The following is a 12,354-nucleotide window of genomic DNA, read 5'->3' as shown; positions in this document are numbered from 1 at the left end:
TAGAATCATTGATAGTTTATTTAATCCTTAGGTAGCAAAAGCTGTCTAAGGATTTGTCTCATTTCGAATTACGAGCTAACCCATAAAAGGAAATAATATGCCTATTTATAATGCGCCAATTCAAGACATGAAATTCATTTTGAATGATGTATTCAATGCAGCCGATTTTTGGCAAAAAAATGAACAGTTAGCCCATGTTGACAGTGATACGGTCAATATGATTTTAGAAGAAATGTCAAAATTTGCTAAAAACACGTTACTGCCTATCAACCGCTCGGGTGATGAAGAAGGGGCACAATATCTAGGTGAAGGCAAAGTAAAAACCCCAACTGGTTTTAAAGCAGCATTTGACGAATACGCACAAGGCGGCTGGATTGGTTTGGGCGGCGATCCGAATCACGGCGGTCAAGGCATGCCAAAAATGGTGACTATGCTCGCTGAAGAGATGGTATTTACCGCCAACCAATCATTCGCGCTCTATCCAAACCTGTCTGGCGGCGCGTGTATGTGTATCTATAACGCAGGCTCTGAAGAACAAAAACAAACCTACCTAGAAAAAATCTACTCAGGTGAGTGGACAGGTACGATGTGTTTGACCGAACCGCACGCAGGTACGGATTTGGGTATCATCAAAACTAAAGCCGTGCCAAACGAAGACGGTAGCTACAATATTACAGGTACCAAAATCTTTATCACCGCAGGTGAACATGACTTAGCGGACAACATCATCCATTTGGTATTGGCAAAAACCCCAGATGCCCCAGCAGGCTCAAGAGGGATTTCATTGTTTATCGTACCTAAATTCCATGTGAATGCCGATGGCTCATTGGGCGAGCGTAACGCGGTAAGCTGTGGCTCTATCGAGCACAAAATGGGTATCAAAGCGTCAGCGACTTGCGTCATGAACTTTGATGGTGCCAAAGGCTTTATGGTAGGCGCGGAAAATACCGGTCTTGCGTCCATGTTTATCATGATGAACTATGAGCGTTTGACCATGGGGTTACAAGGTATCGGCGGGGCTGAGTTAGCGTATCAAAACGCCACAGCTTATACCCTTGACCGTATCCAAGGTCGCGCCGATAGCGGTATCCAAGAGCCAAACAAAGCCGCTGACCCAATCGTATTTCATGCCGATGTTCGCCGTATGCTGTTAAATGCCAAAACCATCAGTGAAGCCTCACGCTGCTTTGCGATGTATGTCGCCAAAGAACTTGATACCAACAAATATACCGATGATGCTGAAGCAAGAAAAGCCGCTGATGACCGCGTTGCTCTTTTGACGCCAGTTGCTAAAGCATTCTTAACCGACCGTGGTCTTGAAGCATCAATTGATGCACAGCAATGCTTTGGTGGTCATGGCTATATCCGTGAATGGGGTATGGAACAAATCGTACGTGACACCCGTATCTCGCAAATTTATGAAGGGACCAATGGTATCCAATCACTTGACTTGTTGGGTCGTAAAGTGGTGAAAAACGGCGGTGCGTTTGTGACAACGTATGTGCAAGAAATGCGTGATTTTGCTAATAACATGAACGCCAACCATGCCATCAAACAAGCGATTTTAACATCAGCGGATAAACTTGAAGACTTAACCAAAGCGGTAGTAGCAGCGGCAGCGGTCAATAAAGACGAAATCAATGGCTGTGCGGTTGATTATTTACAAGCCTTTGGTTATGTCAGCTTTGCTTATATGTTTGGCTTGATGGTTGAAGCCGCAAATGGCAAGGAAGGCGATTTCTATGCTAACAAAGCAAAATTAGCAGACTACTATGTCGGTCGTATGTTGCCACGCTTAGATGCGCATATTGCGATGGTAAAAGCAACAAGCCAACCTATCACAGCGTTTGACCGCGATTATTTTGCCGCAACCATTGCTTAATCCCTACTTAAATATAAAAAAAATCGGCGCTAGTAGCCGATTTTTTTTATGGATTAACATGTTAGCGAAGCATATCGTCATCGTCATCTGCCAACGATTCATCTTCATCAAAATCAAAGTCTTCATATTCATAATCCGCTGAGTTGTTTTCTTCAACGACAGCAACGCACTCTTCATATAATTCAAAGATATATTCTTTGATATCACTTTCTTGTTGGTGTTTATTTGGCGTGAGTTTTGCTTCTTCTTCATAGATAAATTTTGCCAAATTTAGCGCGACATAGTTATTACTTAGTTCAATCATGGTGTTATCCTTTTTATGTTCGATATTATTTTTTTAAAACGATAGCGATAGCGCATCGTTAGTATGACATATTCAAAAATAGAAAGCTTAAAGCAGTTGTAAGCTCGTGTAAAATTTGAGCGTTTAACAATTTGTCGCCATAAAATATAAAACCCACCGAAGTGGGTCTATATGACTGCTTACTGCTTATCGTTTAGGCTTTGGGTAAAGTCACGCCCATTTGACCTTGGTATTTACCACCACGGTCTTTGTAGGAAGTTTCGCATACATCATCGGCATCACTTTGGAAAAATAGCATTTGCGCCACGCCCTCACCGGCATAGATACGCGCGGGCAAGTTGGTGGTATTACTAAATTCAAGCGTTACATGCCCTTCCCATTCTGGCTCAAGCGGCGTGACATTGACGATAATACCGCAGCGCGCATAGGTAGATTTTCCCAAACAAATGGTCAATACATCGCGGGGAATACGAAAATACTCGACAGTACGAGCCAAGGCAAATGAGTTGGGCGGGATGATACATTCGTCGCCCACGATATCAATAAAGCTGCGCTCATCAAAGTTTTTTGGGTCAACGATGGCAGAATGGACATTGGTAAATACTTTAAATTCGCGCGCACAGCGGACATCATAACCATAGCTTGAGGTGCCGTAGCTGACCAATTTTTGTCCCTGCTCGCCCACACGTATTTGACCTGCTTCAAATGGCTCAATCATGCCATGCTCTTGTGCCATTTGGCGTATCCAGCGGTCGGATTTGATTGACATTCTATTTCCTCAAATTTCAAATTTAGGCAGAATTATACTGTAATTTGCCAGACATAGGCGAAAAAAAACGGCTTTCAAGTGAGAGCCGTTTTTTTTGGTGAGAAAATTAACTCATACGCAATTTATCAAAGGTCAATTTACCTTCGGCATCGACATCCACTTTGATGGTATCACCCGCCACAAACTCGCCCGATAGCAATTTGACTGATAGTGGATTTTCGATTTCTTGTTGAATGGCGCGTTTTAGCGGTCTTGCACCATACACAGGGTCATAACCCACAGCGACCAATTGACTCATGGCTTCATCTGACAATACAATATTCATGTCGCGCTCTTGAAGACGTTTACGTAAGCGTGACAGTTGAATATCTGCAATACCCGCCATTTGCTCTTGGCCTAATGGATGGAACACCACGATTTCATCAATACGGTTGACAAACTCTGGGCGGAAATGCTGATTGACTGAATTCATCACTGCCGCTTTGATTTCTTCGTAGCTATCGCCTGCCATCTCTTGGATTTTATGCGAACCAAGGTTTGAAGTCATGATAATGACGGTGTTTTTAAAGTCCACAACGCGACCTTGACTGTCGGTCAAGCGACCATCGTCTAGCACTTGCAGTAAGATATTAAACACATCAGGATGCGCTTTTTCTACTTCATCAAACAATACCACACTGTAGGGTCGGCGGCGTACCGCTTCGGTCAATACCCCACCTTCTTCATAACCCACGTAGCCTGGGGGTGCACCGACAAGACGGCTGACACTGTGTTTTTCCATAAATTCAGACATATCAATACGAATCATGGCATTTTCATCATCAAACAAGAAACTTGCCAATGATTTGGTCAATTCAGTTTTACCTACGCCTGTCGGACCTAGGAACAAGAACGAACCACTGGGACGATTGGGATCAGACAGCCCTGCACGACTACGGCGCACCGCATTGGCGACTGCTTGTACCGCTTCATCTTGACCGACTACGCGCTCATGCAATTTTTCTTCCATGTGCAGCATTTTTTCACGTTCGCCTTGCATCATTTTGGTAACAGGGATGCCTGTTGCAGCGGCAACGACTTCAGCGATTTCGTTTTCGGTGACTTTGTTACGTAGCAGTTTGACGCTTGGCGCTTCCCCTGCTTGCTCTTTTTGCTCAGCCAAGTCAGAATCTTTAATACGTTTTTCCAGTTGTGGAATGGTTTCGTATTGCAGTTTTGACATGGTCTCATAGTCACCTTCACGCTGGGCTTTTTCATAGGCGATACGTGCTTTATCAAGCTCGTCTTTGAGCTGTTGGCTACCTTTAACAAGCGCTTTTTCTGCTTGCCAAATTTCATTTAAATCTGCGTATTCCTTTTCAAGCTCGCTGATTTGGGTGTCCAGCAGTTTTAGCTGGGATTTTGCGCCTTCGTCATCTTCATGCTTTAAGGTTTCACGTTGCATTTTGAGCTGAATCAAACGGCTGTCTAATTTGCCCAAGGCTTCTGGTTTACTATCAAGTTCCATTTTTAGACGGCTAGCTGCTTCATCCAACAAATCAATGGCTTTGTCGGGCAATTTGCGGTCGGTGATGTAACGGTTACTCATCTGCGCGGCGGCAATAATCGCACTGTCTTGGATATCGACCCCATGATGCAGTTCATAGCGCTCTTTTAAACCGCGCAAAATGGCAATGGTATCTTCCACGGTAGGCTCATCAACCAATACTTTTTGAAAACGACGCTCAAGGGCGGCATCTTTTTCGATATATTGGCGGTACTCATCAAGGGTGGTCGCGCCCACGCAGTGCAGCTCGCCACGCGCTAACGCAGGTTTGAGCATATTACCCGCATCCATCGCGCCATCGGCTTTACCCGCACCTACCATAGTATGAATTTCATCAATGAATAAAATGACTTGCCCTTCACTTTTTGCTAGGTCGTTAAGTACCGCTTTTAGGCGTTCTTCAAACTCACCACGGAATTTTGCCCCTGCAATCAGTGCGCCCAAATCAAGCGATAATACGCGTTTATTGCGCAAGCCTTCTGGCACGTCACCATTGACGATTTTTTGTGCCAATCCTTCAACAATGGCCGTTTTACCTACACCCGGCTCACCAATGAGCACCGGGTTGTTTTTGGTACGGCGTGATAATACTTGAATGGTACGGCGGATTTCGTCATCACGCCCAATCACGGGGTCAAGTTTGCCCGATTCAGCACGTGCGGTTAAATCGATGGTATATTTGTTTAAGGCATCACGTTGGTCTTCGCTATTTTGTGTATCCACTTTATCACCCCCACGAATAAAATTAATGACTTGTCTTAGTTTTGGCTCATTGACCCCTGCTTTTGTGAGCAGTTTTGCGGTGTCGCCCGTCTCTGCTAGGGCAACCAGCACCCAGTCAGTAGATAAGAACTGATCGCCCGCTTTTTGCGCGTGGCGCTCTGCTAGATTTAAAATCTTAGCCGTATTTGGGCTGAGATTGACATCACCTGTGGGTGTACCAATCACCGCTTGGTTGTTGAGCGATTGTTGCACGTCTGTTTTTAACTGATTCAAGTTTGCGCCTGCCTGTTCATACACATTGGCATTACTCGGTTCATTGAGTAGCACTGACAATAAATGAATCGGCTCAATCGCGGTATGATCACGAGTGACAGCAAGCGTTTGTGCCTGCTGAACCGCGTTTTGTAAGGCATTAGTAAATCTATCAAATTGCATTATTATTTTTCCTTTTAGCTTTAAACTAATTAGCTTTGAACTAAAATTGATATGGTGTTTTGATAAATCGTTTCAATATCCACCTTTAAAATTTTTTGATTGTCAATGTTTTTTTTGATGATTGATGATGGCTGTGTTTTCAATTATCACTTGGGTCAATAGCTTGCAAAATTCATCGTGTTACCTATTAAAAATTGACAATAAAAATGTAGATAAAGTCATAAACCAACAAATTTTGGCTTAATGCATAACTTCCAAAGGGATACACCTAATCAGTTTTACTGACTGAGTTTTTGTTGTTGGCTGATATGCGTTTCCTTTTAATACCTAATAGCGAATTAGCGGCTTGATTTTTATTAGCCGCCTTGACCGTTATTTTTTAAAAAAATTACGCGAACCAAAGTTTAAGCCATAGCTAAAAATTGATACTAAAATTTTATGGACAATTATTAAAATTATATAATATTTTCAATGGTTTATTTTAAGATTACTTACATTACATTAACCTATCTACTACATGAATAGACAACAACCATGCATGGCGCATGTTACTCTGCACAACATCAAATGATAACGCCCCATAACATATTAGTTCAGTGGCGCTGCTTTATTTGGTGAAATAACAGTCAAAAAACAATAACATCAAAACAACAACTAGGAGTAATACCCATGCGTGCATTAACCTACCACGGTGCCAAAGATGTTCGAGTCGACAATGTTCCCGACCCACAGTTACAAGCCAAAGATGATATTATCTTAAAAGTTACCGCTACCGCCATTTGTGGCTCGGACTTACATTTATACCGTGGCAAAATCCCTGCGACCGAAGAAGGCGATATTTTTGGTCATGAATTTATGGGGGTTGTCGAAGAAGTGGGCGCTGACGTCACAGCGGTAAAAAAAGGCGATCGCGTGGTGATACCTTTTGTAATTGCCTGTGGTAGCTGCTTTTTTTGTCAAAATGATTTGATGGCAGCCTGTGAGACCACCAACGAGGGTCCAGGCGCGGCGATGAACAAAAAGCTTATTCCGCCACCTTCGGCGTTGTTCGGTTTTAGTCATTTATACGGCGGTGTGCCTGGTGGACAAGCAGAATATGTGCGTGTCCCAAAAGCCAATTTTGGCCCTTTTAAAGTTCCAGGTTCATTGCCTGATGAGAAAGTGTTGTTCTTATCGGATATTTTGCCGACTGCTTGGCAAGCGGTGACGAACGCCAATGTTACCAAAGGTTCGACCTTGGCTATCTATGGTGCAGGACCCGTGGGCTTGCTATCAGCTGCCTGCGCCAAAATGTTAGGCGCGGCACAAATATTTATCGTTGACCACAATGACTATCGTCTGAAGTACGCACAAGATACGTATGGCGCAATTCCTGTCAATTTTGATAAAGTTGATGCCGCAGAAGCTATTATTGAGCAAACTGCGGGGCATCGTGGTGTCGATGCGGTGATTGATGCCGTTGGTTTTGAATCAAAAGGCAGCGTGGTTGAAACGGTATTAACTACCCTCAAGCTTGAAGGCTCAAGTGGCGCGGCATTACGTCAGTGTATGGCAGCGGTACGCCGTGGTGGTACAGTCAGTATTCCTGGGGTGTATGCAGGTCCAATTCATGGTTTCTTGATGGGTGATGCGTTTGACAAAGGATTAACCTTTAAAATGGGTCAAACTCATGTACATAAATACTTACCACAACTGCTTGAACATATTGAAAATGGGGATTTATCGCCTGAAGCGATTATTACCCATCGTATGAATTTATCGGATGCGGCAAAAGGTTATGAAATCTTTGAAAAACGTGAAGAAGAGTGTCGAAAAGTGATTTTGACGCCGTAATTTTACCTCGTCATGGATAGCTTTGATTAATAGGGATAGTTTTGATTTATTTAGAATGATTAAATGAGCATTAGTCACTTTCATACCATTACCTATCATTCAGTCAATAGCCCCTCACAACTTTTGGTCGATAATGTAGCCAAAGTTGTGCAAGGGGTTTCTGATTTGTTGCTATTATTAGATATTGATGGGACGCTTAGTGAATTTCACCCCGATCCCCAGCAAAGTTTTATCAGCAATGATAATTTAACAATTTTAGCGCAGTTACAAAATCATCTACCCATTTGGCTGGTGACAGGGCGGTCAGTTGCTGATGCTAGACGCTTGACAGCGCCGCTGAGACTGCCGGTGATTGGTAGTCACGGTTTGCAATGTGATACGCTAATCGATAGCTATTCTTTGGTGGACATCAATTTAGCACAGCTACAAAAAATTAATCAAAGCGTCATTAACGCCACTGGTGATCGTCCACACTGGCGCATTGAGCAAAAACCTTTTGGTGTGGCACTCCATTTTCGTGAGCATCCCGAACTTGCCGATAGCGCTTTAACTATCATGCAAGGTATTGGGCATGATTTTAATGATTGGCAGCTTAAAGCGGGCAAATGTGTGTATGAGCTATTGCCGCAAGGGGTCGATAAAGGCAGTGCCATTAACCATGTTTTAACCCACTATCACCCTCATTGCCGTCCGATATTTATTGGCGATGATGTGACCGATGAAGCAGGATTTATTGCTGTACAAAGTTATAGTGATACATCAAATAAGAAAGGTAGTGATATCAAAGGAATTGGTGTCAAAGTCGGTTATGAACCTACCCATGCCCATTATTATGTGAGCGACATCTCAGCGGTTACCGCGTTACTTCAAGGATTATTGACCCTATGTCAAAGTTGATTGTGTTATCGAATCGGGTTAATTTACCTAATAAACAGTCACCTAAAGCCGTGGCAGGAGGGTTGGCAGTAGCGCTTCAAGAAGCCCTTGCCAAAGATGGCGGTATTTGGGTCGGTTGGAACGGTCAAGTAGTAACAAATATCAGCGATATGCCCGATACCGTCAACCAATTTGCGACTGAGCAGCATGACAAAGTCACCTATGTCACGACGGCTTTTTCACCCATGCAATATGAAAAATATTACTGCGGTTACGCCAATAATCGACTTTGGGCGGGGATGCATGACCGCACGGATTTGATTGTATCAAGTAGTGAAGATTTTAGCGTTTATCAAGCTGTCAATCGTATGTTTGCCAAACAGCTGCAGCAAATCGCACAGCCTGACGATATGATTTGGATACAAGATTATCATTTTTTTGCGATAGCAAGGCATTGCCGTGACTTAGGCATGAAACAGCGCATTGGCTTTTTTTTGCATATTCCATTTCCCCAGTTATGGGTGTGGGATTTTTTGACTTATGGTCAAACTTTAATCAATCAATTACTCGATTATGATGTGGTTGGATTACAAACCCAACAAGATGCTCAAAATTGTGTCGCGGTGATTGAGAAGCTACTCCCCCACGCCATCCAGATTACGCAAACAAATGCGCGTACACTCATTACCCATGGCAATCATACCACCTTAATACAAGCCTATCCGATTGGTATCAATCCTGTCTATATTCATGAACTTGCCAGTCAACCGCTGTCAGACCAAGCTGTGTTAAAAAATCTCACTTCAACCATCACCACTATTCTAGCGGTGGAACGACTGGATTACACCAAAGGCATTCCCGAACGCTTACAAGCTTTTGCCGCCTTTTTGCAGCGTTATCCGCAATATCTTGAACGAATTCAGCTGTATCAAATTGCTTGCCCGTCCCGTCTCGATATTCAGACTTATCAACAGTTACGACAACAAGTGCACACCCTAGTTGAGCAAATCAATAGCCAATTTGCTACTGCCAGTTGGCAACCGATTATCTATCAAGAAGACCCAGTCAGTCATGACAATTTAATGCCTTTATTTAGGCAATGCCAAATTTGTTGGGTTAATTCGCTAAAAGACGGCATGAATTTGGTGGCAAAAGAATATATTGCCGCACAGGATGAACAAAACGCAGGGATTTTGATTTTGTCTAAAAATGCGGGGGCAGCGCACCAACTTCAGCAAGCTATCTTGGTCGACCCTACGAACAACGACAGCATGATAGAGGGCTTATACCAAGCATTGACCATGACCAAACAACAACGGGAACAACGTCACCAATCGCTACTAAAGAGCATCAATGAGACCGATATTGACACGTGGCGAGCGCATTTTTTGGCAGATTTAGCCCATATGGATAAAACCAAATAAGTCAATAAAACAGATAATAAAATAGACAACAAAACAGCCAATGAGAAACTCACAATGACACCAGTTTTGGATCATGCTTTACCTACCGACTATCACCAATCGGACTTGAGTAAATTAATCACCGCTATTTTGCAAGACTTTCGCAGAACGGTTGATACATCACCTAAACTAAGTGATGCCGCTTATGTCACACAATTAAAGCAAACTTTGTCGCAGTTGGTGCTTTTGTCCGCTCAAATTGCCTTGCCTGCTGACGGTAATACTTTACAGCGCTGGCAAGTATTGGCACAGGTTGCGGCTTGTGATTTGAACTTGGTCAAATTTTTTGAGTCGCATCTTGATGCATTGGCGATTCTGGCAGAATTGGGCGTGGACGATATCGCTGAAGGCCTATGGGCCGTATGGGCAGCAGAAGGTGGTAATGACCCACTGCGTTTTGATGGCGAAACATGCACGGGACAAAAACTGTGGTGTTCGGGTGCGACCTTTGTCGATCATGGTTTGGTTAGTTTCCGAGATGCCCATAATAACGCCCAATTGCTGATGTTAGCCATGAACCAACCGCAAGTGACCATTGATGACAGCGGTTGGTATGCGGTAGGTATGCCCTACACGGCGACAGCCACGCTCCATCTAAAAGGCGCTAACGCCACCCAAGTCATATCAAATGCGATTGCTAAAGGTAGCAGCCCTTATCTCGACCGCCCAGGATTTTGGCAGGGTGCAGCAGGAGTAGCGGCTTGTTGGTATGGCGCGGCTGCGCAGTTGGCACAGTTTTTATTGGACAGTTATCGGCAAAAACCCCAAGCCTTTAAAGCGCTTTATCTTGGCGAAGTGTCGCAAGCACTCAGTGTCACCCAAGCCTACTTTCATCAAGTTGCGCAATTAATCGATAGTGAGCCTAGCCAAAGTCATGCACTCCCCATCCGTATCTTAAGAGCGCAAGTGGAGACTACCGCCATGCTAGTACTTGAAAAAGTTGGTAAAGCCTTGGGCGCAACGCCTTATTGCAAAAACGCCCATTTTGCACGGCTAGCCGCAGATTTATCGGTATTTATCCGTCAAACCCATGGCGCATTTGACAGTGAAGCGATTGGCAAATTGACTGCCGAACAGCTAGGCGATTCACAAGGGGCATTATGGCAACTGTAGATTCTAAGCGCGCCCCACTGCATCCGATTGTGGGCGACCGTTTGATTGCAGGCGACGGCACATCTGCACAAGATTGGCAAGCGTGGCAAGGGTTGGACAGTCTCACCAGACTGGATATATCGACCCATTTTCCCACCCATCGGCGTGTGTGTATTTTTGCGCCGCACCCAGACGATGAGATTTTGGGCTGTGGCGGGCTGCTGCAAGGGTTGGTGGCTCAAGGTAATCAAATATTGATTGTTAGCGTCACCCAAGGCGAGAAAAGCCACCCTAACTCACCGCTATATCCGACCGACAAACTGGCAAAAATCCGAGCACTTGAAAGCCAGCTTGCGCTTGAAACGCTCGATAGCAGTTTGGATTTGCCCAATGTGTCGATGACGAGCTTAAATTTTCCTGATGGTGAAGTTTTTGGGCGACAAGCGGATTTTTTTGACAAGTTAACATCGCTGATTCAGCCCGCTGATATTTTGATCACCCCATTTGCGTACGATGGTCATCCCGACCATGAAGGCACTGGGCAAGTGATACAGCGTTTTGCCCATGAATTTAAAAGTCAGTTAAATTTAACCTGCTATCAAGTGCTGATTTGGGCATGGCATTGGGCAAAACCTGGCGATAGCCGTATTCCCTGGCACAAGGCATGGCGATTTGATTTAAGCGAATTGCAGGCGCAGCGAAAAAGTTATGCCATGCGCTGTTTTAGCAGTCAAATCTATGCTGACCCAATAACGGGAACAGCGCCTATTTTGTCAGATACCACGTTAACTAGGCTTAGCCAACCATTTGAGGTATATCTTCATGACTGATGTGTCAGCGTATTTTGCCCAAATTTATGCCGATAGTAGCGACCCTTGGCAATATGAAAAACGCTGGTATGAAGTGCGAAAACGCGCGATTTGCTTGTCATTGTTGCCCTACCCGCATTTTGCCAAGGCGATTGAACTGGGCTGTAGCAATGGCGTATTTAGTGAGCAGTTAGCCCAGCGCTGCGATTATTTGCGGTGTGTGGATGGGCAACTTGAGGCAGTCAAACTTGCCAGTGAGCGTCTGCAAAACCAGGCACATGTGCAAGTTATGCAAGGTTTGATACCGCAGGATTTGCCCAGTGAGCGATTTGATTTGATTGTGGTCAGTGAGATTTTATATTACTTGGCGCCTGCAGCCCTGACCGAAGTCATCGCTTGGCTCAACACTGCATTAACCGACAATGGCGTGATTTTAGCCTGTCATTGGCGCTATCCGATTGACGGGTTTCAACTGACAGGCGAAACAGTCCACGACAGTTTGCAACAACAGCTGCACTACCGTCAGCAAAGCCATGTGATTGACCAAGATTTTTTGTTGACCATTTGGCAAGCCAATCACCAAAGCCTTGCCAAGCAAGAAAATCTAGTGGAATAACTGAGA

General features: G+C 44.3%; 10 protein-coding genes. 7 read left to right on the top strand and 3 right to left on the bottom strand.

Annotated features, from left to right (window positions below; translation table 11 throughout):
* Positions 1–97: 97 nt before the first annotated feature.
* Positions 98–1,882, top strand: a complete 1,785-nt coding sequence (locus tag RTS09_RS00440; protein ID WP_312533191.1) for an acyl-CoA dehydrogenase C-terminal domain-containing protein — start codon at positions 98–100, stop codon at positions 1,880–1,882.
* Positions 1,883–1,943: 61 nt separating this feature from the next.
* Here RTS09_RS00440 and RTS09_RS00435 read toward each other — a convergent pair whose 3' ends face one another.
* The 3 genes from RTS09_RS00435 to clpB form a co-directional block, all read right to left on the bottom strand.
* Entirely contained in the window at positions 1,944–2,186 is a 243-nt protein-coding gene (locus tag RTS09_RS00435) for a hypothetical protein (RefSeq protein WP_312533188.1), read from the bottom strand.
* A 193-nt stretch (positions 2,187–2,379) separates the two neighbouring features.
* Positions 2,380–2,955 carry a dCTP deaminase gene (gene dcd / locus RTS09_RS00430; protein ID WP_219331062.1) on the bottom strand — a complete coding sequence of 192 codons (576 nt, stop codon included), beginning with the start codon at positions 2,953–2,955 and terminating at the stop codon, positions 2,380–2,382.
* A gap of 106 nt (positions 2,956–3,061) precedes the next feature.
* The gene (gene clpB / locus RTS09_RS00425) at positions 3,062–5,659 is read right to left on the bottom strand and encodes an ATP-dependent chaperone ClpB (RefSeq protein ID WP_312533183.1); all 2,598 of its coding nucleotides are present in this window, start codon (positions 5,657–5,659) and stop codon (positions 3,062–3,064) included.
* Between the two features lie 669 nt (positions 5,660–6,328).
* Here clpB and RTS09_RS00420 point away from each other — a divergent pair.
* The 6 genes from RTS09_RS00420 (at position 6,329) to RTS09_RS00395 (ending at position 12,348) form a co-directional block, all read left to right on the top strand.
* Positions 6,329–7,492 carry a zinc-dependent alcohol dehydrogenase gene (locus RTS09_RS00420; RefSeq protein ID WP_065252466.1) on the top strand — a complete coding sequence of 388 codons (1,164 nt, stop codon included), beginning with the start codon at positions 6,329–6,331 and terminating at the stop codon, positions 7,490–7,492.
* 63 nt (positions 7,493–7,555) lie between these two features.
* A complete protein-coding gene (otsB, locus tag RTS09_RS00415) occupies positions 7,556–8,389 on the top strand; it encodes a trehalose-phosphatase (RefSeq protein ID WP_312533178.1) in 834 nt (277 codons plus the stop codon).
* Entirely contained in the window at positions 8,377–9,792 is a 1,416-nt protein-coding gene (locus RTS09_RS00410; protein WP_312533175.1) for an alpha,alpha-trehalose-phosphate synthase (UDP-forming), read from the top strand. Before otsB ends, RTS09_RS00410 begins: the two co-directional genes overlap by 13 nt.
* A gap of 54 nt (positions 9,793–9,846) precedes the next feature.
* Entirely contained in the window at positions 9,847–10,944 is a 1,098-nt protein-coding gene (locus RTS09_RS00405; protein WP_312533172.1) for an acyl-CoA dehydrogenase, read from the top strand.
* Entirely contained in the window at positions 10,932–11,753 is an 822-nt protein-coding gene (locus RTS09_RS00400) for a PIG-L deacetylase family protein (protein WP_312533169.1), read from the top strand. The genes RTS09_RS00405 and RTS09_RS00400 overlap by 13 nt, the downstream gene beginning before the upstream one ends.
* Positions 11,746–12,348: a class I SAM-dependent DNA methyltransferase gene (locus RTS09_RS00395; RefSeq protein ID WP_138019072.1), complete on the top strand. Its 603-nt coding sequence runs from the start codon at positions 11,746–11,748 to the stop codon at positions 12,346–12,348. The genes RTS09_RS00400 and RTS09_RS00395 overlap by 8 nt, the downstream gene beginning before the upstream one ends.
* The last annotated feature ends 6 nt before the right edge of the window (positions 12,349–12,354 follow it).

The sequence above is a fragment of the Moraxella sp. CTOTU47618 genome, from assembly GCF_032017425.1.
Lineage (GTDB): Bacteria > Pseudomonadota > Gammaproteobacteria > Pseudomonadales > Moraxellaceae > Faucicola > Faucicola tetraodonis.
This window is presented reverse-complemented; position numbering and strand designations above follow the sequence as displayed.